At 57.1% G+C, this 24,284-nt stretch carries 21 protein-coding genes and 1 other RNA gene; 4 read left to right on the forward strand and 18 right to left on the reverse strand.

The annotated features are described in order from the left end of the window. Positions 1 to 71: 71 nt before the first annotated feature. The 8 genes from IAE50_RS03755 to IAE50_RS03790 all read right to left on the reverse strand — a co-directional run bounded on the left by IAE50_RS03755 (position 72) and on the right by IAE50_RS03790 (position 10,119). Positions 72 to 815: an SDR family oxidoreductase gene (locus IAE50_RS03755; RefSeq protein WP_200579608.1), complete on the reverse strand. Its 744-nt coding sequence runs from the start codon at positions 813 to 815 to the stop codon at positions 72 to 74. Between the two features lie 60 nt (positions 816 to 875). After that, positions 876 to 3,749, reverse strand: a complete 2,874-nt coding sequence (gene gcvP, locus IAE50_RS03760; protein ID WP_200579609.1) for an aminomethyl-transferring glycine dehydrogenase — start codon at positions 3,747 to 3,749, stop codon at positions 876 to 878. A gap of 131 nt (positions 3,750 to 3,880) precedes the next feature. Further along, positions 3,881 to 4,270, reverse strand: coding sequence for a glycine cleavage system protein GcvH (gcvH, locus tag IAE50_RS03765; RefSeq protein ID WP_023481002.1), 390 nt, complete (start codon positions 4,268 to 4,270; stop codon positions 3,881 to 3,883). Between the two features lie 24 nt (positions 4,271 to 4,294). Beyond that, on the reverse strand, positions 4,295 to 5,389 hold the full coding sequence (gene gcvT / locus IAE50_RS03770; RefSeq protein WP_042718311.1) for a glycine cleavage system aminomethyltransferase GcvT: 1,095 nt from the start codon (positions 5,387 to 5,389) through the stop codon (positions 4,295 to 4,297). Between the two features lie 423 nt (positions 5,390 to 5,812). After that, positions 5,813 to 7,015, reverse strand: a complete 1,203-nt coding sequence (gene ubiI / locus IAE50_RS03775; RefSeq protein ID WP_200579610.1) for an FAD-dependent 2-octaprenylphenol hydroxylase — start codon at positions 7,013 to 7,015, stop codon at positions 5,813 to 5,815. A 10-nt stretch (positions 7,016 to 7,025) separates the two neighbouring features. Further along, the gene (ubiH, locus tag IAE50_RS03780; protein ID WP_200579611.1) at positions 7,026 to 8,204 is read right to left on the reverse strand and encodes a 2-octaprenyl-6-methoxyphenyl hydroxylase; all 1,179 of its coding nucleotides are present in this window, start codon (positions 8,202 to 8,204) and stop codon (positions 7,026 to 7,028) included. Next, positions 8,201 to 9,514 (reverse strand): Xaa-Pro aminopeptidase, encoded by a 1,314-nt coding sequence (gene pepP / locus IAE50_RS03785; protein ID WP_200579612.1) that lies wholly within the window; start codon positions 9,512 to 9,514, stop codon positions 8,201 to 8,203. The genes ubiH and pepP overlap by 4 nt, the downstream gene beginning before the upstream one ends. A gap of 26 nt (positions 9,515 to 9,540) precedes the next feature. Continuing rightward, positions 9,541 to 10,119 carry a YecA family protein gene (locus IAE50_RS03790; RefSeq protein WP_023480800.1) on the reverse strand — a complete coding sequence of 193 codons (579 nt, stop codon included), beginning with the start codon at positions 10,117 to 10,119 and terminating at the stop codon, positions 9,541 to 9,543. Positions 10,120 to 10,346: 227 nt separating this feature from the next. Between IAE50_RS03790 and zapA the strand changes: the two genes are divergently transcribed. From zapA to IAE50_RS03805, 3 genes are all read left to right on the forward strand, one after another. Further along, a complete protein-coding gene (zapA, locus tag IAE50_RS03795; protein ID WP_023480874.1) occupies positions 10,347 to 10,676 on the forward strand; it encodes a cell division protein ZapA in 330 nt (109 codons plus the stop codon). A 42-nt stretch (positions 10,677 to 10,718) separates the two neighbouring features. Continuing rightward, a non-coding RNA gene (ssrS, locus tag IAE50_RS03800) (6S RNA) lies at positions 10,719 to 10,902 on the forward strand. Positions 10,903 to 10,923: 21 nt separating this feature from the next. Next, positions 10,924 to 11,520 carry a 5-formyltetrahydrofolate cyclo-ligase gene (locus IAE50_RS03805; RefSeq protein ID WP_042718316.1) on the forward strand — a complete coding sequence of 199 codons (597 nt, stop codon included), beginning with the start codon at positions 10,924 to 10,926 and terminating at the stop codon, positions 11,518 to 11,520. Positions 11,521 to 11,561: 41 nt separating this feature from the next. Here IAE50_RS03805 and serA read toward each other — a convergent pair whose 3' ends face one another. Together serA and rpiA are read right to left on the reverse strand one after the other, a co-directional pair. Further along, positions 11,562 to 12,794, reverse strand: coding sequence for a phosphoglycerate dehydrogenase (gene serA / locus IAE50_RS03810; protein ID WP_023480742.1), 1,233 nt, complete (start codon positions 12,792 to 12,794; stop codon positions 11,562 to 11,564). Between the two features lie 265 nt (positions 12,795 to 13,059). Beyond that, positions 13,060 to 13,719: a ribose-5-phosphate isomerase RpiA gene (gene rpiA / locus IAE50_RS03815; RefSeq protein WP_200579613.1), complete on the reverse strand. Its 660-nt coding sequence runs from the start codon at positions 13,717 to 13,719 to the stop codon at positions 13,060 to 13,062. Positions 13,720 to 13,881: 162 nt separating this feature from the next. Here rpiA and argP point away from each other — a divergent pair, with 162 nt between their 5' ends. Beyond that, the gene (gene argP / locus IAE50_RS03820) at positions 13,882 to 14,775 is read left to right on the forward strand and encodes a DNA-binding transcriptional regulator ArgP (protein ID WP_023480875.1); all 894 of its coding nucleotides are present in this window, start codon (positions 13,882 to 13,884) and stop codon (positions 14,773 to 14,775) included. 39 nt (positions 14,776 to 14,814) lie between these two features. Here the strand turns inward: argP and IAE50_RS03825 are convergent, their stop codons facing one another. The 8 genes from IAE50_RS03825 to tkt form a co-directional block, all read right to left on the reverse strand. Continuing rightward, a complete protein-coding gene (locus tag IAE50_RS03825) occupies positions 14,815 to 15,573 on the reverse strand; it encodes an oxidative stress defense protein (RefSeq protein ID WP_023480810.1) in 759 nt (252 codons plus the stop codon). 93 nt (positions 15,574 to 15,666) lie between these two features. Beyond that, the gene (argO, locus tag IAE50_RS03830; protein WP_042718324.1) at positions 15,667 to 16,302 is read right to left on the reverse strand and encodes an arginine exporter ArgO; all 636 of its coding nucleotides are present in this window, start codon (positions 16,300 to 16,302) and stop codon (positions 15,667 to 15,669) included. Between the two features lie 139 nt (positions 16,303 to 16,441). After that, complete coding sequence (gene mscS / locus IAE50_RS03835; RefSeq protein ID WP_200134943.1) at positions 16,442 to 17,302, reverse strand: small-conductance mechanosensitive channel MscS; 861 nt, start codon at positions 17,300 to 17,302, stop codon at positions 16,442 to 16,444. Positions 17,303 to 17,490: 188 nt separating this feature from the next. After that, on the reverse strand, positions 17,491 to 18,570 hold the full coding sequence (fbaA, locus tag IAE50_RS03840; protein ID WP_200134942.1) for a class II fructose-bisphosphate aldolase: 1,080 nt from the start codon (positions 18,568 to 18,570) through the stop codon (positions 17,491 to 17,493). Between the two features lie 86 nt (positions 18,571 to 18,656). Further along, on the reverse strand, positions 18,657 to 19,820 hold the full coding sequence (pgk, locus tag IAE50_RS03845) for a phosphoglycerate kinase (protein ID WP_042718328.1): 1,164 nt from the start codon (positions 19,818 to 19,820) through the stop codon (positions 18,657 to 18,659). A gap of 47 nt (positions 19,821 to 19,867) precedes the next feature. Further along, positions 19,868 to 20,887 carry an erythrose-4-phosphate dehydrogenase gene (gene epd / locus IAE50_RS03850; RefSeq protein ID WP_076769180.1) on the reverse strand — a complete coding sequence of 340 codons (1,020 nt, stop codon included), beginning with the start codon at positions 20,885 to 20,887 and terminating at the stop codon, positions 19,868 to 19,870. Between the two features lie 410 nt (positions 20,888 to 21,297). After that, entirely contained in the window at positions 21,298 to 22,047 is a 750-nt protein-coding gene (locus IAE50_RS03855) for a phage antirepressor KilAC domain-containing protein (RefSeq protein WP_200579614.1), read from the reverse strand. A 231-nt stretch (positions 22,048 to 22,278) separates the two neighbouring features. Further along, positions 22,279 to 24,270 (reverse strand): transketolase, encoded by a 1,992-nt coding sequence (gene tkt, locus IAE50_RS03860; RefSeq protein WP_200579615.1) that lies wholly within the window; start codon positions 24,268 to 24,270, stop codon positions 22,279 to 22,281. Positions 24,271 to 24,284 lie beyond the last annotated feature (14 nt).

Raw genomic sequence — 24,284 nt, forward strand, 5'->3', positions numbered from 1 at the left:
GCCTACAAGAGCGTTGAGCTGCATTCGATTTGTAGGCCTGATAAGCGAAGCGCCATCAGGCATAAAAAACGCTACTTTCCCCCGGCCAGATCGATAAAGCTTCCTGTCACATAGGAGGCTTTATCGCTTAACAGCCAGGCAATCGCCTGCGCCACCTCTTCCGGCTGCCCGCCGCGCTGCATCGGAATGGCGCTGCTGACGCGATCGACGCGTCCCGGCTCGCCGCCGCTGGCATGCATCTCCGTATAGATAAACCCCGGACGCACGCCGTTCACGCGGATGCCGCTTGCCGCGACTTCCAGCGACAGACCGGTGGTTAACGTATCCACCGCCCCTTTTGACGCCGCATAATCAACATACTCTCCCGGCGACCCAAGCCTTGCCGCAGCTGACGAAACATTCACAATCGCGCCGCCCTGCCCGCCATGCTGCGTCGACATGCGCTTTACCGCTTCGCGACAGCAGAGGAAATAGCCCGTCACATTGGTCGCCAGCACCTGGTTGATGCGCGCCGCGCTAAGCGATTCAACACGGCTCTGCTGAAACAGAATACCGGCGTTATTGACCAGCGCGGTCAGCGGCAGCCCCTCTTCGTCAATACGCGCAAACATCGCCTCAACCTGACTTTCATCGCTGATATCCGCCTGCACCGCAAACGCCTTGCCGCCCCGGGCCAGGATCTCTGCCACCACCTCATCGGCGGCGTCGCGCTGGCGATGATAATTGACTGCCACGGTGTAGCCCTCTTGTGCCAGTAACCGCGCGGTGGCGCGACCGATACCCCGGCTTGCGCCGCTCACTAAGGCAATTGCCATGCTCTTCTCCCAAATAGAAAGGGCGCCGAAGCGCCCTTAAAAGATAGTGTGATCAAGCGATTATTGATATTCGCTCATCGGCACGCAGGAGCAGAAAAGATTACGGTCGCCATAAACATCATCAAGGCGTTTCACGGTCGGCCAGTATTTGTTTACCGCGCCCGCCGGGAAGACTGCCAGCTCGCGGCTGTAGGCGTGGTTCCAATCGCTCACCAGTTCATGCTGGGTGTGCGGCGCATTGACCAGCGGGTTATCCTCCAGCGCCCATTCGCCCTGTTTCACGCGCTCGATCTCAGCACGGATCGCCAGCATCGCGTCGATAAAGCGATCCAGTTCGACTTTGCTTTCAGACTCTGTTGGTTCAACCATCAGCGTACCGGCAACCGGGAAAGACATGGTCGGCGCATGGAATCCGTAGTCAATCAGGCGCTTGGCGATATCCAGCTCGCTGATGCCGGTCTCCTCTTTCAGCGGGCGAATATCGAGAATGCACTCATGCGCCACGCGTCCATCACGGCCGGTGTAGAGCACCGGGAAGGCCTCTTTCAGGCGGCTGGCGATATAGTTGGCGTTGAGGATCGCCACCTGGCTCGCCTTTTTCAGCCCCTCGGCCCCCATCATGCGGATATACATCCAGCTGATCGGCAGGATCGATGCACTGCCAAACGGTGCGGCGGAAACCGCGCCCTGACGCGTCAGCATGCCTTCAATTTGCACCACGCTGTGACCCGGAACAAACGGTGCCAGATGCGCTTTGACGCCAATCGGCCCCATGCCCGGGCCGCCGCCGCCGTGCGGGATACAGAAGGTTTTATGCAGGTTGAGGTGCGACACATCTGCGCCGATAAAGCCCGGCGAGGTGATGCCGACCTGCGCGTTCATGTTCGCGCCATCGAGATAAACCTGGCCACCGAACTGATGCACCACTTCGCACACTTCGCGGATCGTCTCTTCATAGACGCCGTGCGTTGACGGGTAGGTCACCATAATGCAGGAGAGGTTCTCGCCCGCCTGCTCCGCTTTCGCGCGCAGATCGGCCAGATCGATGTTGCCATTCTTATCGCAGGCTACAACCACCACCTGCATGCCCGCCATCTGCGCCGAAGCCGGGTTGGTGCCGTGAGCTGAGCTTGGGATCAGGCAGATATCGCGATGCCCTTCATTGCGGCTTTCGTGATAGTGGCGGATCGCCAGCAGACCGGCGTATTCGCCCTGTGCGCCGGAGTTCGGCTGCATACAGAGCGCATCGTAACCGGTGAGTTTCACCAGCCAGTCGGAGAGCTGCGCGATCATCTGGTGATAACCTTCCGCCTGCTCCGGCGGGCAGAACGGGTGCAGTTCCGCAAATTCCGGCCAGGTGATCGGGATCATCTCCGCTGCGGCGTTAAGCTTCATGGTACAGGAGCCGAGCGGGATCATCGCCTGGTTGAGCGCCAGATCTTTGCGCTCCAGCGAGTGCATATAGCGCATCATCTCGGTTTCGCTGTGGTAGCGATTGAACACCGGGTGGGTAAGGATCGCATCGTCGCGCACCATCTCAGCCTGTAGAGAGCGGCTGTCGAGGGCCACCTCTTTATCCAGCGCGTCGATCTCAAGGCCATGTGCGTCGCCGAGCAGAACGCTGAACAGCGCCAGCACATCGTCGCGGGTAGTGGTTTCATCCAGCGTAATGCCTACGGCGTTGAGAATGTCGCTGCGCAGGTTAATTTCATGGGCTTCCGCACGCGCTAACACTGCGGCTTTATCCGTAACTTCAACGCAGAGCGTGTCGAAATAGTGCGCGTGGCGCAGTTTCAGGCCGCCGCGCTGCAGGCCAGCAGCGAGAATGTCGGTCAGGCGATGGATACGCCCGGCAATGCGTTTCAGCCCTTCCGGGCCGTGGAACACCGCATAGAGGCTGGCGATATTGGCCAGCAGCACCTGCGAAGTACAAATATTGGAGTTAGCTTTCTCGCGGCGAATATGCTGCTCGCGGGTCTGCATCGCCATGCGCAGCGCCGTGTTACCGGCCGCGTCTTTAGAGACGCCGATAATGCGCCCCGGCATCGAGCGTTTGAACTCATCTTTCGCGGCAAAGAAGGCGGCATGCGGGCCGCCATAGCCCATCGGCACGCCGAAGCGCTGCGCGGAGCCGAAAACAATATCGGCACCCTGCTTGCCCGGCGCGGTCAGGTGCACCAGCGCCATCAGGTCGGCGGCAACGCTGACCACGATTTTGCGTGATTTTAACTCGGCAATCAGCGCGCTGTAGTTGTGCACTTCGCCGGTGGTACCCACCTGCTGAAGCAGCACGCCAAAGAGATCCTGGTGATCGAGGGCTTTCTCCGCCTCATCGACAATCACCTCAAAGCCGAAGGTTTCCGCACGGGTGCGCACCACATCCAGCGTTTGCGGATGGACGTCGGCTGCGACGAAGAAGCGGTTCGCGCCTTTCAGTTTGCTGACACGTTTTGCCATCGCCATCGCTTCAGCGGCGGCGGTCGCTTCATCCAGCAGCGAAGCGGAGGCGATATCAAGGCCGGTCAGATCGAGCGTGACCTGCTGGAAATTGAGCAGGGATTCAAGACGCCCCTGCGACACTTCCGGCTGATAAGGAGTGTAAGCGGTGTACCAGCCCGGGTTCTCCAGCATATTACGCAGGATCACCGGCGGCAGCTGCACGGCGGTGTAACCCATGCCAATGTAAGACTTAAAGCGCTTGTTACGGCGGGCCAGGGTTTTCAGTTCAGCGAGCGCGGCATATTCGGTGGTGGACTCCCCCACCTGCGGCGGTGCGGCGAGCTGAATATCTTTCGGCACGATCTGCCCGATCAGCGCGTCGAGCGATTCTGCACCAACGCTGTTCAGCATCTCCTGCTGTTGCGTGGTGTCCGGGCCAATATGCCTGCCGATAAACGCGGCGTGATGTTCAAGCTGGCTTAAAGTCTGAGTCATGAGCGAGGGTTCCTGAAACGTGCGGTAATAGATAAAACGAAGATCTGGCTTGCCGGAAAGCGTGACGCTTCACCGGCCTGTTGATGGACGTAAAGGTTGGCCGGAGACGCGTCGCGCCATCCGGCACACCATTATTCGTCTTCTAACAGGGCGCTGTAGCCGGTTGCGTCTAACAGCGCTTCGACTTCTGCCTCATCGTTGGCCTTGATTTTGAAGATCCAGCCTTCACCATACGGCGCGCTGTTCACCAGCTCCGGCGAGTCATTCAGGCTGTCGTTGACCGCAACGATTTCACCGCCAATCGGTGCATAAATATCGGATGCCGCTTTTACCGACTCCGCCACGGCGCAGTCATCGCCAGCGCTAACGGTGGTGCCGACGTCCGGCAGGTCAACAAACACCATATCGCCCAGCAGCTCTTGCGCATGCTCGGTGATACCAACGGTGTAGCTACCGTCCGCTTCTTTACGCAGCCACTCGTGTTCTTTGCTGTATTTCAGATCGCCTGGTACATTGCTCATTGTTTTCTCTCCAGAAAAATAACGTTACGCGACCGCTTTGCCGGCGCGCACAAAAACAGGTTTGGTCACTTTGACCGGCATTTCGCGGTTGCGGATCTGCACCACGGCGGTCTCACCGATCCCTGCCGGAACACGGGCCAGCGCAATGCTGTAGCCAAGGGTCGGCGAGAAGGTGCCGCTGGTGATCACCCCTTTCTGCACATTGCCCTGCGCATCGGTAAAGTGCACCGGCAGTTCATTACGCAGTACGCCTTTTTCGGTCATCACCAGGCCAACCAGCTGTTCGGTGCCTTTTTCGCGCTGCTGCTCAAGGGCATCACGTCCGATAAAGTCGCGATCCTGCGGCTCCCAGGCGATGGTCCAGCCCATGTTGGCCGCCAGCGGCGAGACGCCTTCATCCATCTCCTGCCCGTAAAGGTTCATGCCCGCTTCCAGGCGCAGCGTATCGCGCGCGCCGAGCCCGCAGGGTTTTACGCCCGCATTCAGCAAGCCTTGCCAGAAGTCGGCGGCCTTTTCATTCGGCAGGGCAATTTCATACCCGGCTTCACCGGTGTAACCGGTGGTGGCAATAAAGAGGTCGCCCGCTTCCACGCCGAAGAAGGGTTTCATGCCAGAGACTGCTTCGCGCTGCGCGTCGGTAAACAGGCTGGCGGCTTTCTCCTGCGCATGCGGGCCCTGCACCGCGATCAGCGAGAGGTCGTCGCGCACGGTGATGTCGATGCTATAAGGTTCGGCGTGTTGGGAAATCCAGGAGAGGTCTTTTTCGCGGGTGGCGGAGTTAACAACGAGGCGGAAGAAATCTTCGGTGAAGTAGTAGACGATCAAATCATCAATCACGCCGCCCGAGGCATTAAGCATACCGCTGTAGAGCGCTTTGCCGGGCTTGGTTAACTTCGCTACATCATTTGCCAGCAAATAGCGCAGAAATTCGCGGGTCCGGCTGCCTTTCAGGTCAACGATGGTCATGTGAGAGACATCAAACATGCCAGCGTCGGTGCGCACCGCGTGGTGCTCATCAAGCTGCGAGCCGTAATGCAGGGGCATCATCCAGCCGTGGAAGTCGACCATGCGGGCGCCGCATTGAGTATGTTGTTCAAATAAAGGGGTCTGCTGAGCCATCTTTTCCTCATCGAATACGCTGAGCTATCACGTTTTTCGCAACGCCTTTCCGGCGGCAAAAAAGCGTGTCGATGCCCTGTTACAGGCGGTGACGCAAACGTTCTCTTTGGCCTGAACTTATCACCGAAAGATGCGCTTAACCATAAGGAAAAACCGGTCATCACATTAGCTTATGACCAAAATGCCCTGAGATAACCGCAGTGGAATATAGCGAAAAATCCCTGCAACACGCGGATAAGAGATCACTTCTGCGCGCTTATTGGGCAGGTAATTAGCATTTACTGCCAGTTAAAAGCAAAAAAGCGCGTGAGCTAAAATTAACGACATGAGAAAAACTAATCTGAGAATGAGGGTGAAATTAGAATATTTCAAATGAGAGGGGAGCTTCCCTTCCCGGGGCCGGGAAGGGAAAGTGTGACGCAGTTAACGTAACCACTCCGGCAGATCGTTAAGCCCTAAAGCCTGACGCAATAACTGCGGTTTAACGCCAGGAAGCGTATCAGCCAGTTTCAGCCCGATATCGCGCAGCAGCTTTTTCGCCGGATGCGCACCGGCAAACAGTTCGCGAAAACCCTGCATGCTCGCCAGCATCATCGCGGCGCTATGTTTACGGCTGCGCTCATAGCGGCGCAGGTAGAGATGCTGACCGATATCTTTGCCGTCGCGGCTCAAACGACGCAGCTCAGCAATCAGCTCGGCGACATCCATAAAGCCGAGGTTAACGCCCTGGCCTGCTAAAGGATGGATGGTGTGCGCCGCATCGCCCACCAGCGCTAACCGATGCCCGGCAAACTGCCGCGCATAACGCCCGGTTAACGGGTAAGTGTGGCGTTCGCTCTCCAGTTCGCACAGACCGAGGCGGTTATCGAAGGCCACGGTCAGCGCCTGGTTGAACGCCTCAGGGCTGGTCTCCTGCATCGCCTTCGCCTGCTCCGGCGGCAGCGACCAGACGATCGAGCAAAGATGCGGATCGTTCAGCGGCAGAAACGCGAGGATGCCATCATTATGGAAAACCTGGCGCGCGACAGCCTGGTGCGGCTCGGCGGTGCGGATCGTCGCCACCAGCGCGTGATGGTGATAATCCCAGTAAGTGAGCGGAATATCCGCACGGTTGCGCAGCCACGAGTTAGCGCCGTCAGCCCCCACCACCAGACGTGCCGTCAGCATGGTGCCCTCTTTCAGGGTCAGGAACGCTTCATTCTCTCCCCAGGCGACCTGCTGCAACTCGGCTGGCGCAATCAGCGTGACATCTTTGCACTGCTGCGCCTGCTCCCACAGCGCGTGGTGAATGCGCGTGTTCTCAATGATGTAGCCCAGATGGCTGTAACCCATGCTCAGATCGTCAAAGGAGATGCGCCCGAAGCTGTCTTTCTCCCACACTTCCATGCCGTGATAGCAGCCGACTGGCCCGGCAACGATGTTTGACCAGACGCCGAGGTGGGTCAACAATTTTTCACTGGCGGCGTTAATCGCCGAGACGCGTAGCGCCGGAGGGGCATCCGCAGCCTGCGGCTCGGGAACCGTTTGTTCCAGCACCGCCACGCGCAGCCCGCTCCCTTGCAGGCCGCAGGCTAATGCCAGACCCACCATGCCGCCGCCGACAATCGCAACATCAACACTCTGCACTCTTAGCTCCTTAACGGGCGACCCAACCGAGGGTTCGTTGCGCCAGCGCATCACGCGCCGGGGTAAATAGTTCCATCGCCATCAACCCGAGGTTGCGCCCAACGACCAGCGGCGCCCAGCGGTTGGCGAAAAGATGCACCAGCCCATCCGTCACGCCGATGGTGGCAGCTTTATCTGCCTGCCGACGCTGGTTATAACGTAGCAACAGCGGATAGCTTCCCACATCACTCTGTTCGATAAAGGCGTGCGAAAGGGTTTCCGCCAGCGTCATCACATCGCGCATGCCAAGGTTGAAGCCCTGCCCGGCAATCGGATGCAGCGTCTGCGCCGCATTTCCCACCAGCACGGCGCGATGGGAGACGGATGAGCTGGCAGTGGAGAGCGCCAGCGGGTAGACGCTGCGCTTCCCGGCATGCAGGATGCGGCCAAGACGCCAGCCGAAGGCTTTTTGCAACTCATCGCAAAACTGTTCGTCTGACCAGCTCGCCACCTGCTGCTGTTTTTCACGCGGGTGACACCACACCAGCGAAGAGCGCCCCTGCGACATCGGCAGCATCGCCAGCGGGCCATGTTCAGTAAAGCGCTCAAAGGCGCGCCCCTGATGGGCTACGGAGGTGGTGACATTGGCAATCACCGCCGCCTGGTCATAAGGCGACTGCTGCCAGTTGATATTGAGCTGCCCGGCAATCGATGAGCGCGAGCCGTCTGCCGCCACCAGCAGTTCGCCGGTGAGCTGCTTGCCGCTTTGCAGCGTCACCGTCACCTGCTCTTCACTGCGGGTAAAGCGATCGACGCGATCCGGGCAGTGAAGCGTAACGCCCGGCGCGTTTTGCAGCCGCTTAAAGAGCCGCTGCCCGACATCGTGCAGCTCAACCACATGGCCTAACGCATCAAGCCGGTACTCTTCCGCCGTCAGCGTGACGAAACCGGCATGGCCGCGATCGCTGACGTGTACGGTTGAGATGGGCGTTGCGCAGGAGGCAAGCGCCTGCCAGACGCCGATATGCGCCAGCTGCTGGCAGGTGCCTGCCGCCAGCGCGATAGCACGCGCGTCAAAACCGGGGTGATCCTGCGCGCCGGGCGCGTTCGCTTCCACCAGATGAACGGCAAGCTTGCCCTGCGTCAGATGTGAAATCGCCAGCGCAAGGGTTGCGCCAGCCATGCCGCCGCCAACGATGATCACGCTCATGCGCGCGCCTTCGCCATCAGGGCTTCAATCTCATCGGCTTTTTTGACTACGCTGGCGGTCAGGTTCTCGTTGCCGTTGTCGGTGATGACAATGTCATCTTCGATGCGAATGCCGATACCGCGATACTTCTCCGGCACGTCGGCATCCGGCGCGATGTAGAGCCCCGGTTCAACGGTAAGCACCATGCCGGGCGCCAGCTCGCGGGAGCGATCCTGGCCGTAAACGCCGACATCATGCACATCCAGCCCCAGCCAGTGACTTAAGCCATGCATAAAGAAGGCGCGGTGAGCGCTTTTCGCGATTAGCTCATCAACGTCGCCCTGCAGAATGCCGAGCTTCACCAGCCCGCTCACCATGATGCGCACCACTTCGCCAGTCACTTCCTGAATTGAGGTGCCAGGGCGGAACAGCTCAAGCGCGCGTTCCAGCGAGGCGAGCACAATGTCGTAAATCTCACGCTGCGCCGGGGTGAATTTGCCGCTGACCGGGAAGGTGCGGGTGATATCGCCAGCATAGCCTTTGTATTCGCAGCCCGCGTCAATCAGCACCAGATCGCCCGCGCGCATTTCGCTTTCGTTCTCGGTGTAGTGCAGGATGCAGCCGTTTTCGCCTGCGCCCACAATGGTGTTGTAGGAGGGAAAGCGCGCGCCGTGGCGGTTGAACTCATGCTGAATTTCGCCTTCCAGCTGATACTCAAACATGCCCGGGCGGCACACCTGCATCGCGCGGGTGTGGGCCAACGCGGAAATTTCGCCCGCGCGGCGCAGCACTTCAATCTCTTCAGCGGATTTAAACAGGCGCATCTCATGCACGATAGGCCGCCAGTCGGTCAGCGTGGCGGGCGCTTTAAGATTCTGGCGCGAGCCTTTGCGCAGCTTGTCGAGCGCAGCAAAGAGGATGGTATCCGCGTAAGCGTATTCGCCCTGCGCGTGGTAGACCGCATCAAGGCCATTGAGCAACTGATAGAGATGCTCGTCAATCTCCGGGAACGCCAGCGCGCGATCGACGCCGAGCTTCTCCGGTGCGGCCTCCTGACCGAGGCGGCGACCAAACCAGATTTCAGCGGTTTTGTCGCGCACGCGGTTGAAGAGCACGCTGTGGTTGTGGGTGTCATCGCTTTTGATCAGCACCAGCACCGCTTCCGGCTCGTTAAAACCGGTGAAATACCAGAAATCGCTGTTCTGGCGATAGGGGTATTCACTGTCTGCGCTGCGGGTCGCTTCCGGCGCGGCAAAGATCAACGCCGCGCTACCCGGAACCATCTGCGCCAGTAAAGTCTGGCGACGACGGAGAAACTCAAGCTGTGTCATGACACCTCCTCCATGTAAAAAACTAATTAGTGTAGTGTGGGCTTGCGCACTTCCGGTGCGGTCGGCTGCTGGCGCGTGAAGGTATCGTGGCAGAGCAGCGCCGCAACGCGGACATACTCGATAATCTCTTCCAGAGACATCTCCAGCTCTTCCTGATCTTCATCTTCGTCGTAGCCCAGCTGCGCGATGTTGCGCAGGTCGTCGATCGCTTCGCCGGTTTCGCCGGTCACTTTGTCAAGCTTCGGCTGTGAGACGCCAAGCCCCAGCAGGAAGTGATTCACCCAGCCAGCCAGCGCATCGGCGCGGTCAAAGACGCTGACGTCGTCGCCTTCCGGCAGATAGAGCTGAAAGAGAAACCCATCATCTTCCAGCGAATCGCTGGTGGCGGCATGCATTGCACGCAGCGCCTGGGCAAGCTCGTGGCCGAAGGCCAGCCCTTCGTTGGTTAAATCATGCAGCAGCGGCTGCCATGAGGTGTCTTTGTTGCCGCCGCAGAGCATCCCCGCGATCAGCCCATGCATTTCAGCAGGATGCAATCCCACGCCTTGTTGGTTGAGTAACTGGCCTACTTCCTTGTAACCAGGTATTTCGTTCTGTATAGACATGCGCATTCGTCGTCGTTGGGGGAAATATTCATGGTATGCTACCACTTTGGACCCTGGTGATATACCCGTGATGGTTCACGTTACATGCCATTGCATGTACGCGGATTACTTAAGGTATAGACGTAAAATAGTTGAAAGTACTGACCAGGGTCGCTTATAGTGTCGCCCCTTCGCAGCCCAGGGCTCGAATGCGAAGGCAGAGCGCAGTCAAACAGCAGGAAGGTGGCATGTCTGCACAACCCGTCGATATCCAAATTTTTGGCCGTTCACTCCGCGTGAACTGCCCGCCTGAGCAGATAGATGCGCTGAATCAGGCTGCGGAAGATCTGAATCAGCGGTTGCAAGATCTGAAGGTTCGCACTAGAGTCACAAATACTGAGCAGTTGGTGTTTATCGCCGCGCTGAATATCAGCTACGAGCTTGCTCAGGAAAAGGCAAAAACCCGTGATTACGCCGCCAGCATGGAGCAGCGTATTAAGATGTTACAGCAGACCATTGAACAGGCTTTACTTGATCAGGGTCGCATAACGGAAAGACCGGGGCCGAAGTTTGAATAATACTTCAAGGTCAACTATGGTAGATTGACAGTGAAGTTAAAAAATTCTCTGAGATGTTTGCAAGCGGGCCAGTCCCCTGAGCCGATATTTCATACCAACAGAGTGTGGCGATCCATGGTTGGTGAGCATGCTCGGTCCGTCCGAGAAGCCTTAAAATCATGACGACACATTCACCTTGAACCAAGGGTTCAAGGGTTACAGCCTGCGGCGGCATCTCGGAGATTCCCCTCTTCTACCAGTAACGACCATGACGCAACTGCCCGATTCACTTCCGTCACGACAAGCAATCCGCAAACAGATTCGTCAACGCCGACGAGAAATCACCAGCGCCCAGCAGCGCCAGTTCGCTGAACAAGCCGCACTGCGCATGATGGCCTGGCCACCTGTTGTGATGGCACATACCGTTGCCCTGTTTCTCTCCTTTGACGGCGAACTCGATACGCAACCGCTGATTGAACAACTGTGGCGAAGCGGCAAACGCGTTTATCTTCCCGTATTACACCCTTTCAGTCCCGGAAATCTGCTCTTTTTGCACTACCATCCGCACAGCGAACTGGTGACCAATCGTCTGAAAATTCAGGAGCCGAAGCTGGATGTGCGTGATGTGCTTCCACTAAGCCAGCTTGATGTGCTGATCACGCCGTTAGTCGCCTTTGATGAACAGGGGCAGCGCCTCGGCATGGGCGGCGGGTTCTACGACAGAACGCTGCAAAACTGGCGCGCGTATGGCGTGCAGCCGGTCGGTTATGCCCATGATTGCCAGCGCGTAGAGACATTGCCGGTGGAGGAGTGGGATATTCCGCTGCCTGCGGTGATCACACCATCAACGGTGTGGGAGTGGTAGGTTGTTCCCCTCCCGGACGGGAGAGGAACAGCTAACGCAACTTAGAACAGCAGACGGGAACGAATGGTGCCCGGAATCGCTTTCATGCTCTGTAGCGCGGTCTGCGCAACCTCTTCTTCCGCTTCGATATCAACCACCACATAGCCCATATGCGGCGTGGTTTGCAGATACTGCGCCGCAATGTTGATGTTCTGGCTGGCGAAAATCTGGTTAAGTGCCGTCAGCACGCCAGGGCGGTTTTCATGGATATGCAGCAGACGACGACCGCCGTGCAGCGGCAGGGAGACTTCCGGGAAGTTTACTGCCGAGAGCGTTGAGCCGTTATCGGAGTACTTAATCAGCTTACCGGCAACTTCCAGGCCGATATTCTCCTGCGCTTCCTGCGTTGAACCGCCGATGTGCGGCGTCAGAATAACGTTATCAAACTCGCAGAGCGGTGAGTCGAACGGATCGCTGTTAGTCGCAGGTTCAGTCGGGAATACGTCAATCGCTGCGCCCGCCAGATGCTTACGCTTCAGGGCATCGCACAGCGCCGGGATATCAACCACCGTGCCGCGCGCGGCGTTGATCAGGAGAGCGCCCGGCTTCATCAGCGCCAGCTCCTCTTCGCCAATCATATTCTTCGTTGAAGCGTTTTCCGGCACGTGCAGGCTGACCACATCGCTCATGTTCAGCAGATCGGAGAGATGCTGCACCTGCGTGGCGTTGCCGAGCGGCAGTTTGTTCTCAATATCGTAGAAGAAGACGTGCATCCCCAGTGATTCAGCGAGAATACCGAGCTGGGTACCAATGTGGCCGTAGCCAATGATGCCGAGCTTTTTGCCGCGCGCTTCATAGGAGCCAACCGCCAGCTTGTTCCAGATACCGCGGTGCGCTTTGGCGTTCGCTTCCGGAATGCCGCGCATCAGTAGAAGCAGTTCGCCGATCACTAACTCCGCCACGGAACGGGTGTTGGAGAAGGGGGCGTTAAAGACCGGCACACCGCGTTTGGCTGCCGCTTCCAGGTTCACCTGGTTGGTGCCGATGCAGAAACAGCCGATAGCGACCAGTTTTTCCGCTGCGGCGATGACATCTTCAGTCAGTTGAGTACGGGATCGCAGGCCAATGAAGTGGGCGTCGCGGATGGACTCTTTCAACTGCTCGCTGTCCAGTGCGCCCTTGTGGAATTCGATGTTGTTATAACCCGCCGCGCGGAGGCTTTCGACCGCTTTCTGGTGCACCCCTTCGACGAGCAGAAATTTAATCTTGTCTTTCTCCAGTGATACCTTTGCCATTTACCCGACCCTGTTTTATGTCTGACTGTGATGTTGTGCGGAGGAAAACCGCGTTAGCCAACATATCAAAAAAAACTATCGCGGCAATATGAACGTTTGCGTCACCGCTCTGAAGAAATGTCATCCAGCGGGAAATGGCAGAGAAAAATGCTGGAAAAGCAGAGGCTCGCGGCAGGGATGCGAGATGAAGGGGAAAAACGTGACAGATATCACCGAATTTAACGATGTCAGATTTTTACCGGGAGACCGCTGCCTCCCGGTCAGATCATTTCACGATGGTTTTGACGCCATCCGGGGTGCCGATCAGCGCTACGTCAGCCCCGCGATTCGCGAATAAGCCCACCGTGACCACACCGGGAATATTATTGATGGTGTTCTCCATCGCGATGGGATCGAGAATTTCCAAACCATAGACATCAAGGATGACGTTGCCGTTATCCGTCACCACATTCTGGCGATACTCCGGGCGGCCGCCCAGCTTGACCAGCGTGCGCGCGACCGCACTGCGCGCCATCGGGATCACCTCAACCGGCAGTGGGAATTTGCCGAGGATCGGCACCTGCTTGGAGGCATCCGCGATACAGATAAACTTATCCGCCACTGACGCGATGATCTTCTCCCGGGTCAGCGCCGCGCCGCCGCCTTTGATCATCTGCATCTGGTCGTTGATCTCATCCGCGCCGTCGACGTAGATCCCCAGGCGATCGACCGCGTTAAGATCGAAAACGGTAATGCCTAAGCTTTTCAGCTTCTCGGTAGAAGCGTCCGAGCTGGAAACCGCGCCCTCAATCTGCCCTTTCAGAGTACCCAGCGCGTCAATAAAGTGTGCCGCGGTGGAGCCGGTGCCTACGCCGACAATGGTGCCGGGTTCAACATAGTGAAGTGCTGCCCAGCCCACTGCTTTTTTGAGTTCATCCTGCGTCATGGTCGTTCGCCTGTGGTGTGAAATTTCAGGCGCATTATAAATAGGCTCTGCCGAAAAGTCCCTGTGACCTGTGTCACAATACGCGACAACCATTTTCGTCTGCCACGACGGGAAATTTATGTCATAGTGCGAAAGACTATTTTTCAGGAGATTGCCCGAGCAATGAAACGTCCGGATTACAGAACACTACAGGCACTTGATGCAGTTATTCGTGAGCGTGGGTTTGAGCGTGCTGCGCAAAAGCTCTGTATTACTCAATCCGCCGTGTCACAGCGTATCAAGCAACTGGAGAACATGTTCGGGCAGCCATTGCTGGTGCGTACCGTACCGCCGCGCCCCACCGAGCAGGGGCAAAAACTGCTGGCGCTGTTGCGTCAGGTTGAGCTGCTGGAAGAGGAGTGGCTGGGTGATGAGCAAACCGGCTCCACACCGCTGCTGCTGTCGCTTGCGGTCAACGCCGACAGTCTGGCAACCTGGCTGCTGCCCGCGCTGGCGCCGGTGCTGGTCGACTCCCCGATTCGCCTCAATTTGCAGGTGGAAGATGAAACCCGCACCCAGGAGCGTCTGCGTCGCGGTGAAGTGGTTGGCGCGGTGAGTATTCAGCCTCAGGCGCTGCCAAGCTGCCTGGTGGATAAACTGGGCGCCCTCGATTACCTGTTTGTTGGCTCAAAAGAGTTTGCCGAACGCTACTTCCCCAACGGCGTAACGCGTTCCGCGCTGCTGAAAGCGCCTGCGGTGGCGTTTGACCATCTCGACGATATGCATCAGGCCTTTTTGCAGCAATATTTCGATCTGCCGCCCGGCAGCGTCCCCTGCCATATCGTTAACTCATCGGAAGCCTTTGTGCAGCTGGCGCGCCAGGGAACCACCTGCTGCATGATCCCACATCTGCAAATCGAGAAAGAGCTGGCGAGCGGCGAGCTTATCGACCTGACACCGGGCCTGCTGCAGCGCCGTATGCTCTACTGGCACCGCTTTGCGCCGGAAAGCCGAATGATGCGCAACGTCACCGACGCGCTGCTGGCGTTCGGTCATCGGGTACTGCGACAGGATTAAGAGAGACCCTCTCCCCGAATGAGGAGAGGGACGCCAGCGTTACTTCGCGGCTGGCGTGGACTGCGGTTGCTGCTGCTGTTGCTGCGCCTGATTAGGCTCAATCTGGAAGACTACATCGACCTGATCGTCAAACTGGATGGTCGGCTGTTCGTAAGTCTCCTGCGCCGCAGACTCCGCTGGCGCATCAGCCTTCATCATGCGCACCATCGGGCTCGGCTGATAGTTAGAGACATGGTAACGAACGCTGTAAACCGGGCCGAGTTTGGCATTGAAACCGGCAGCCAGCTGCTGCGCCTGGCGAGTCGCGTCATCAATCGCCGCTTTACGGGCTTTATCCTTAAAGGACTCCGATTGCGCAACGCCCAGCGAGACGGAGCGGATTTCGTTCAGACCCGCTTTCAGCGCGCCATCAAGCAGTGAGTTAAGCTTATCCAGCTCGCGCAACGTCACTTCCACGGTGCGCACAGCGCGATAGCCTTTCAGAATGCTTTTGCCATTCTGGTAGTCGTAATCGGGCTGGGTGCGTAAGTTCGCTGAGTTGATATCTTTACGGGCGATGCCGTTTTGCTCCAGGAAGCTCAGGTATTGCGCAACGCGATCGTCCGCCTGCTTCTTGGCTGAGGCCGCATCTTTCGCGGCGACGTTCACTTCAATCGCCAGGGTGGCGATATCCGGGGTCGCATCCACGCTTGCCGTACCCGTTGTGACAATGTGCGGGCCATCCGGCAATTCACTGGCCTGTACCGCCATTGCGCTGAAACCCACCATCGCCGCCAGGGCTATCACTTTACGTTTCACAGGTACTCCTCCATGTTACTCAATTACGTCCCGTTGGACGGACGCCTGGCAGCAAGCTTAGCCACTTACGCCTGATTGTCCATCGGACTTACCTTAACTGAATAATCCTTGCAAATGGTTAACACCTTCCACCGCCAGTTTCAGCGCGATAAACCACATCACCAGGCCGACCAGAATATTGATAACCCGCTGCGCCGTGGCGGTGCGCAAACGCGGCGCGAGCCAGGCGGCCAGCAGCGCAAGGCTGAAGAACCAGAGAAAAGAGGCGCTGATGGTGCCGAGGGCAAACCAGCGCTTCGGCATCTCCGCTAACTGCCCGCCAAGACTGCCGAGCACCACAAAGGTATCGAGATAAACATGGGGATTGAGCCACGTAACGGCCAGCATGGTGGCGATGATCTGCCCACGCCCCTGGCGAAGCGCATCGGCATTTTCCAGATCGATATCAGGGGAAAAGGCGGTTTTCAGCGCGCCAAAGCCGTACCACAACAGAAAAAGTACTCCGCCCCAGGTCACCAGCGCCAGCAGCCACGGCGACTGCATCAGTAACGCACTGCCGCCGAATACCCCGGCGCAGATCAGCGCAACATCGCTCAGAGTGCAGAGCAGTGCCGTCATGAGGTGATACTGTCGGCGGATGCCCTGGTTCAGGACGAATGCGTTTTGCGGCCCCAGCGGCAAAATTAAAGCAGCGCCCAGCATAAGCCCTTGTAAATAATAAGATAACACGTCAAATTTCCATTCAGTTTATTGCAGGAAGCTGACTATAACGCGCGGGGATTATTAGGTGAAATTGATAATTTTAATCTGCCATTAACCAGGCTAATGGCGATAGCGATAAAAAAGGCCGACAGTGTCGGCCTTGTGCTTACTCGTCAGGTTGCTCTTTAACCCGTTTTAAATTCACATCCATTTGCGGGAACGGGAAGCTAATCCCTTCCTCATCGAAACGGCGCTTGATGGTCTCCAGTACATCCCAGTAGACGTTTTGCAGATCGCTACTTTTACTCCAGATACGCACCACAAAGTTGATCGATGACGCGCCCAGTTCGTTGAGGCGAACTGTCATCTCGCGATCTTTGATGATGCGCTCATCGGCTTGGATAATCTCGTTCAGAATACGTTTGACCTGGTCGATATCCGAATCATAGGCCACACCGATAATCAGCTCGTTACGGCGCTCCGGCTCGCGGGAGAAGTTAATGATGTTGCCCGCGATGATTTTACCGTTCGGGATGACGATAATACGGCCATCCGGCGTGCGCAGGGTGGTCGAGAAAATCTGCACCTGCAATACCGTGCCGGCAACGCCACCGAGATCAACATACTCGCCAGAGCGGAACGGACGGAAGGTCACCAGCAGCACGCCCGCCGCAAGGTTCGAGAGCGATCCTTGCAACGCCAGACCAATAGCCAGGCCAGCGGCACCGAGCACCGCGATCACCGACGCCGTTTGTACGCCGACGCGCCCCAGCGCGGCAATCAGGGTAAACGCGATAATACCGTAGCGCACCAGCGCGGAGAGGAAGTCCGCAACGGTGGCGTCAATGTGTCTTGCACGCATCACCCGGTTAAGGGCGTTCGAAATAACGCGCGCCACAATCATACCAACGATGATGATGGCGATAGCCGCCACGATATTTACGGCATAGCTCAACAGCAGCGCCTGGTTATTTACCAGCCAGGAGCCCGCGTTGTTGATGCTATCGACAACGTGAAGATCTTCCATATTGTGCTTCCTTCTATTGTTCCAAAACGGAAAAAACGCCCCTTGCCAAAAGGACAGCCCCCTAAAGGGTAAACAAAAAGAGGCGCTTTCGCCAAATAGTTAAACTTTTCGCACCTATAGCAGCTTATTGAATTCGCAATAAAAAAGGCCCGCAAAGTGCGGGCCTTTTCGGAAAAGAGCGGCGTAAATTACAGAACGTCTACTGCGTTCAGCTCTTTAAATGCCTGCTCCAGACGCGTCACCATGCTGGTCTGCGCTGCACGCAGCCATACGCGCGGATCGTAGTATTTTTTGTTCGGCTGGTCTTCGCCTTTCGGGTTGCCCAGCTGGCTCTGCAGGTAGCCTTCGTTATCTTTGTAGTACTTCAGAATACCTTCCCAGGTTGCCCATTGGGTGTCGGTATCGATGTTCATTTTGATAACGCCGTAGCTTACGGAGTCTTTGATTTCCTGAGCAGAAGAGCCGGAACCGCCGTGGAACACGAAGTTCAGGCTGTTGTGCGGCAGGTTATGTTTCTTGGAAACATACTCCTGAGAGTCGCGCAGGATAGTCGGGGTCAGTTTAACGTTACCCGGCTTGTAAACGCCGTGAACGTTACCGAAGGAAGCCGCGATGGTGAAACGCGGGCTGATGGCGTTCAGCTTGCTGTAAGCGTAGTCCACGTCTTCCGGCTGGGTGTAGAGAGCAGATGCGTCCATATGGCTGTTGTCGACGCCATCTTCTTCACCGCCGGTGCAGCCCAGTTCGATCTCGAGGGTCATGCCCATTTTGGACATGCGCTCCAGGTACTTAGAGCAGATCTCGATGTTCTCTTCCAGAGACTCTTCAGACAGGTCGATCATGTGAGAAGAGAACAGCGGTTTGCCGGTCGCAGCGAAGTGTTTTTCACCCGCGTCCAGCAGGCCGTCGATCCACGGCAGCAGTTTTTTCGCGCAGTGGTCAGTGTGCAGAATAACCGGCACACCGTAGTGTTCTGCCATCTGGTGAACGTGATGTGCGCCAGAGATAGCACCCAGAATAGCCGCGCCCTGAGGAACGTCAGTCTTCACGCCTTTGCCCGCGATGAACGCAGCGCCGCCGTTGGAGAACTGTACGATAACCGGTGCGCGAACTTTCGCAGCGGCTTCCAGAACGGCGTTGATGGAGTCAGTGCCCACGCAGTTAACTGCCGGCAGAGCGAAGTTGTTTTCTTTAGCTACCTGGAACACTTTCTGAACGTCATCACCGGTGATCACGCCAGGTTTTACGAAATCAAAAATTTTAGACATGTTACGTAGTCCTGTATCTTTGGCCTGGAAAAATGCGTGCCTTATAGCGCGCTGAAATTAAGGCGGGTTACCCCGCCCTGCTGATCTTACTGCTTAGCGCGCTCTTCGAGCATGGCTACTGCCGGCAGAACTTTGCCTTCCACGAATTCGAGGAATGCGCCGCCGCCAGTGGAGATGTAGGAGATCTTGTCAGCGATACCGAACAGATCGATAGCAGCCAGCGTGTCGCCGCCGCCTGCGATGGAGAACGCGTCGCTGTCAGCGATGGCGTTCGCCACGATTTCAGTACCCTTACGGAAGTTCGGGAACTCAAAGACGCCAACCGGACCATTCCACAGAATAGTTTTGGCGTTTTTCAGGATTTCAGCCAGTTTCTGCGCGGAAACGTCGCCCAAATCCAGAATTTGCTCATCATCTTTGATGTCATTAACAGATTTCAGCGTCGCGTTAGCGGTTTCGGAGAACTCAGTTGCCACGCGCACATCGGTCGGAACCGGGATATCACAGGTGCTCAGCAGACGTTTGGCTTCGTCAACCAGATCCGCTTCGTACAGGGATTTACCAACGTTATGGCCCTGGGCCGCAACGAAGGTGTTAGCAATACCACCGCCAACAATCAGCTGGTCAGCGATTTTGGATAAGGAATCCAGCACGGTCAGTTTGGTAGAAACTTTGGAACCGCCAACGATAGCCACCATCGGGCGAGCCGGCTCTTTCAGCGCTTTACCCAGCGCGTCCAGCTCTTCTGCCAGCAGCGGACCTGCGCACGCGACATCAGCAAATTTACCGACACCGTGAGTAGAAGCCTGCGCGCGGTGCGCAGTACCAAAGGCGTCCATCACAAAGATGTCGCACAGCGCGGCATATTTCTTCGCCAGCGTTTCGTCGTCTTTTTTCTCGCCTTTGTTGAAGCGTACGTTTTCCAGCACGACCAGCTCACCGGCAGCGATTTCTACGCCATCCAGGTAATCTTTTGCCAGGCGAACCGGGTTGGAGAGTTTGTCTTTCAGATAGTTAACTACCGGAAGCAGAGAGAATTCTTCGTTGTATTCACCTTCGGTCGGGCGACCCAGGTGAGACGTTACCATCACTTTCGCGCCCTGTTTCAGCGCCAGTTCGATGGTCGGCAGAGAAGCACGGATACGCGCATCGCTGGTCACTTTCCCTTCTTTAACCGGTACGTTCAAATCCGCACGGATTAGAACGCGTTTACCAGCCAGATCCAGATCGGTCATCTTAATTACAGACATGGTGAATCCTCTCGATGATTCTTAAGTTTTGTAGACACTCGCGTGCCTTACCTGAAACTCACTGCAGCTATTGCTAACGTTGTGTCGAGCATACGGTTAGCAAAGCCCCATTCGTTGTCGCACCACACAAGGGTTTTAATCAGGTGCGAACCACTGACCCGGGTTTGCGTGCCATCGACAATGGCGCTGTGCGGATCGTGGTTAAAATCAATTGAGACCAACGGTAATTCCGTATAGTCAACTATACCATGAAATGTTCCCTGCGCTGCTTTTTGCAGCAACTGGTTGACTTCACTCGCTTTTACCGGCTTTTGCACCGTTACGCTTAAATCAATGGCGGTGACGTTAATGGTCGGTACGCGCACCGCAATCGCTTCGAATTTGTCATTAAACTGCGGGAAAATGCGCGAGATGCCCGCCGCCAGTTTGGTATCGACCGGGATGATTGACTGGCTGGCTGCGCGTGTACGGCGCAGATCGGCATGATAGGCGTCAATCACCTGCTGATCGTGCATCGCCGAGTGGATTGTCGTTACCGTTCCCCACTCAATGCCGTAAGCCTCGTCGAGCAGTTTGATCACCGGAATAATACAGTTCGTGGTGCAGGAGGCGTTGGAGACAAGGTGATCTTCGGGACGCAGCGTCATATGGTTCACGCCAAAGACGATGGTTGCGTCGAGATCGCTGCTGCCAGGATGAGAGAAGAGCACTTTTTTCGCGCCTGCCGCCAGATGGGCTTCGCCATCTTCACGGCTGCCATAAACGCCGGTGCAATCAAGCACGATATCAACGCCCAGCTCGCGCCACGGCAGCGCAGAAATCTCGCTTTCGTGCAGGAGGCGAATGGCATCGTCGCCAATAAATAACTGCTCCCGCTCCTGGCGCACATCCCAGGCAAAACGCCCGTGGCTGGTGTCATACTTCAGCAGATGCGCGATCCCCGCGGCGTCCGCCAGTTCATTGATTGCCACCACGGTGATCTCGGCGCGACGCCCTGATTCGTAGAGTGCCCGAACCACGTTGCGCCCGATGCGACCGAAACCGTTAATCGCTATGCGTAGGCTCATAACTCTCCTGCAAGGCCAGCCCGCCTGAAGTGGATGACAGAGTAATCCAGTCGCCACCAGAGGGGAATCCTCGCCTGCCTGAACTGCGTCTGTTTGCTTATTTGTCGAACATTTAAACGACTGAAACGCTTCAGCTAGAATAAGCGAAAGCTGGAATAAAAGGAATGATTGTCCAGACGGATTCGCCAGTAATCTGACTTGCATCACATTTTTGCTAGAATAATTGACGGGAAAAGGCAGAGTCTAACTGAGGGCCAGAAAAGCGAACGAAGGAGAGAGAAAAGCGTCCTTGCTGGTTTATCAGACGGGAGAGTGGGTTGCGAAGCATTAAACAAGCCGGGCTGATGAGGGCTACGCTGAACCCGTTTCACTCCCCCACTTCTGCACTAACGCCATGCGCTAAACGCGGCTTAAAACCAGCTGCGCTCAGGCACCTGCGGTTCGGTGCGATCCGCGCGCGGCATTTCAACCGGCTGCGAAGAGAGCTCTTTCGCCCACAGATCGGCCACCCATTTGACGCCCTTCGCGGTGAAGCGCGCCTGCGACCAGCTGTGGCTGTTTTCGCCCACGCCGCCATGCACGGTGAAGTAACCCGCATCGATATGGTACTGCGGCGGCATCAGCGCGCCGTTAACCCGCTGCATGATATTGCGCTCCAGCAAAAAGCGGCGGAACTGCGGCTCTTTCACGCGCAGCATTTTGCACAGCTGGCGGAAACCGAGCGACTCTTCAACCCGCACATACTGGTCGAAAAACTCCGCTTTAGGCGCGGTAATGGCAAGCTGCGCTTCCGCACGCTGGCGTTTTTCATACTGCTCCGCCCAGGCGCGCGCCGCCGCGGCAGGATTGGTAAAGTCCGGCAGGCCGACGTTTTTTTCGCGCTCCTGCCAGCGATCGAGCATTTCGGCGGTAAAAGCCGGAGAAAGGCGTGAAACCGTCAACAGTGAGTCGCGCTTGTTGAGCAAAAACTCCTGCCGCATTTCGCCCTCGCGCTCGTAAGCATTGGCACTTACCGGCTGGGAAAGACGTTGCGCAGTTTCCAGGCTTTTAACCATCCGTTTGACTTCGGCATGGGTTACGCCTGTCAGCTTCGCGATTTCGCGGCTGCTGATGGTCGACGCGGCAGCCTGCGAATTGAGATGTTCACCAGAGATCAGCATGTTCACTCCTTACTCAAACTCACATCAGTTAAGGTGAGGAAATAGTATACAACTTACTGGATAGATATCCAGTATATTTTTTACACATAGATCAAGGGTGCTTTAAGAGCGTTCAGTAAAAAAAGGAGAGCATGGTGAGGGCATAACGTAGACGTGCCGGAGGGCGATGACGCCTGCTCCGGCACGGAATAGTGCAGACCCGGTAAGCGAAACGCTACCGGGCAATGGGGATTACAGCAGCTCTTTCGCTTTGGCGACCACGTTATCTACAGTGAAGCCAAACTCTTCGAACAGCAGCTCTGCCGGCGCAGACTCACCGAAGGTGGTCATGCCAACAACCGCGCCGTTCAGGCCGGTGTATTTGCACCAGAAGTCGGCGATACCGGCTTCCACCGCCACGCGTGCGCTGACCGCTTTTGGCAGCACCGCTTCACGGTAAGCAGCATCCTGCTTGTCGAAGGTGTCGGTAGACGGCATGGAGACCACGCGCGCTTTCACGCCTTCGGCTGTCAGACGTTCCCATGCAGCAACGGCCAGCTCCACTTCAGAACCGGTGGCGATGAAGATCAGCTGCGGCTGACCGTCACAATCTTTCAGCACGTAACCGCCGCGAGCGATATCCGCCAGCTGCTGCTCAGAACGCTCCTGCTGCGCCAGATTCTGGCGAGAGAGGATCAGCGCCGTCGGGCCGTCGTGGCGCTCAACGGCATATTTCCACGCGACCGCAGACTCAACCTGATCACACGGACGCCAGGTGCTGACGTTCGGGGTCAGGCGCAGAGAAGCAACCTGCTCAACCGGCTGGTGCGTCGGGCCATCTTCACCCAGACCGATGGAGTCGTGGGTGTAAACCAGCACCTGACGCTGCTTCATCAGCGCCGCCATACGTACCGCGTTACGCGCATACTCGACGAACATCAGGAAGGTGGAGGTGTACGGCACAAAACCGCCGTGCAGAGAGATACCGTTGGCGATCGCGGTCATACCGAACTCGCGCACGCCGTAGTGAATGTAGTTGCCTGCGGCATCTTCATTGATCGCTTTCGAGCCGGACCACAGGGTCAGGTTGGAAGGCGCGAGGTCAGCGGAACCGCCGAGAAACTCCGGCAGCAGCGGGCCAAACGCTTCGATAGCGTTTTGGGAAGCTTTACGGCTGGCGATTTTCGCCGGCTTCGCCTGCAGTTTGGCAATGAATTCGTTGGCTTTCGCTGCGAAATCTTCCGGCATTTCGCCTTTCATACGACGAGTGAACTCGGCAGCCAGCTCCGGGAACGCTTTCGCGTAAGCGGCGAACTTCTCATTCCACGCAGACTCTTTCGCCTGCCCCACTTCTTTCGCATCCCACTGCGCATAAATCTCAGACGGGATCTCAAACGGAGCGTGTTTCCAGCCCAGCTGTTCGCGGGTCAGCGCCACTTCCGCGTCGCCCAGCGGCGCGCCGTGGGAGTCGTGGGTACCGGCTTTGTTCGGCGAGCCGAAACCGATGATGGTTTTGCACATCAGCAGCGACGGTTTGTCGGTGACGCTGCGTGCTTCTTCAACGGCGCGTTTGATGGCGTCGGCATCGTGGCCGTCCACGCCGCGCACCACGTGCCAGCCGTAGGCTTCAAAGCGTTTTGCGGTATCGTCGGTGAACCAGCCTTCAACGTGGCCATCGATAGAGATGCCGTTGTCGTCATAGAACGCAACGAGTTTACCCAGCTTCAGCGTACCCGCCAGCGAGCAGGCTTCGTGGGAGATGCCTTCCATCATGCAGCCGTCGCCCATAAAGGCGTAGGTGAAGTGGTCAACAATGTCATGACCCGGACGGTTGAACTGCGCGGCCAGCGTCTTCTCGGCAATCGCCATACCAACTGCGTTTGCAATCCCCTGACCCAGCGGGCCGGTGGTGGTTTCAACGCCAGCGGTGTAACCCACTTCCGGGTGACCCGGCGTTTTGGAGTGCAGCTGGCGGAAGTTCTGCAGTTCGGTAATCGGCAGATCGTAGCCGGTGAGGTGCAGCAGGCTGTAGATCAGCATCGAGCCGTGACCATTGGACAGCACAAAGCGGTCGCGGTCAGCCCATGCAGGATTCGTCGGGTTATGGTTCAGGAAATCACGCCATAACACTTCGGCGATGTCTGCCATGCCCATCGGGGCTCCCGGGTGACCGGATTTGGCTTTCTGTACCGCGTCCATGCTCAGCGCACGAATAGCATTGGCAAGCTCTTTACGTGAGGACATTTTGACTCCAGATC

This window comes from Kosakonia sp. S42 (genome assembly GCF_016624785.1).
Classification (GTDB): Bacteria; Pseudomonadota; Gammaproteobacteria; order Enterobacterales; family Enterobacteriaceae; genus Kosakonia; species Kosakonia cowanii.

Bases quoted from the DNA above. Each gene is read 5' to 3' on its own strand.
- IAE50_RS03755 (WP_200579608.1), bottom strand. From the start codon at position 815: ATGGCAATTGCCTTAGTGAGCGGCGCAAGCCGGGGTATCGGTCGCGCC.
- gcvP (WP_200579609.1), bottom strand. From the start codon at position 3,749: ATGACTCAGACTTTAAGCCAGCTTGAACATCACGCCGCGTTTATCGGC.
- gcvH (WP_023481002.1), bottom strand. From the start codon at position 4,270: ATGAGCAATGTACCAGGCGATCTGAAATACAGCAAAGAACACGAGTGG.
- gcvT (WP_042718311.1), bottom strand. From the start codon at position 5,389: ATGGCTCAGCAGACCCCTTTATTTGAACAACATACTCAATGCGGCGCC.
- ubiH (WP_200579611.1), bottom strand. From the start codon at position 8,204: ATGAGCGTGATCATCGTTGGCGGCGGCATGGCTGGCGCAACCCTTGCG.
- pepP (WP_200579612.1), bottom strand. From the start codon at position 9,514: ATGACACAGCTTGAGTTTCTCCGTCGTCGCCAGACTTTACTGGCGCAG.
- IAE50_RS03790 (WP_023480800.1), bottom strand. From the start codon at position 10,119: ATGTCTATACAGAACGAAATACCTGGTTACAAGGAAGTAGGCCAGTTA.
- zapA (WP_023480874.1), top strand. From the start codon at position 10,347: ATGTCTGCACAACCCGTCGATATCCAAATTTTTGGCCGTTCACTCCGC.
- IAE50_RS03805 (WP_042718316.1), top strand. From the start codon at position 10,924: ATGACGCAACTGCCCGATTCACTTCCGTCACGACAAGCAATCCGCAAA.
- serA (WP_023480742.1), bottom strand. From the start codon at position 12,794: ATGGCAAAGGTATCACTGGAGAAAGACAAGATTAAATTTCTGCTCGTC.
- rpiA (WP_200579613.1), bottom strand. From the start codon at position 13,719: ATGACGCAGGATGAACTCAAAAAAGCAGTGGGCTGGGCAGCACTTCAC.
- argP (WP_023480875.1), top strand. From the start codon at position 13,882: ATGAAACGTCCGGATTACAGAACACTACAGGCACTTGATGCAGTTATT.
- mscS (WP_200134943.1), bottom strand. From the start codon at position 17,302: ATGGAAGATCTTCACGTTGTCGATAGCATCAACAACGCGGGCTCCTGG.
- fbaA (WP_200134942.1), bottom strand. From the start codon at position 18,570: ATGTCTAAAATTTTTGATTTCGTAAAACCTGGCGTGATCACCGGTGAT.
- pgk (WP_042718328.1), bottom strand. From the start codon at position 19,820: ATGTCTGTAATTAAGATGACCGATCTGGATCTGGCTGGTAAACGCGTT.
- epd (WP_076769180.1), bottom strand. From the start codon at position 20,887: ATGAGCCTACGCATAGCGATTAACGGTTTCGGTCGCATCGGGCGCAAC.
- IAE50_RS03855 (WP_200579614.1), bottom strand. From the start codon at position 22,047: ATGCTGATCTCTGGTGAACATCTCAATTCGCAGGCTGCCGCGTCGACC.
- tkt (WP_200579615.1), bottom strand. From the start codon at position 24,270: ATGTCCTCACGTAAAGAGCTTGCCAATGCTATTCGTGCGCTGAGCATG.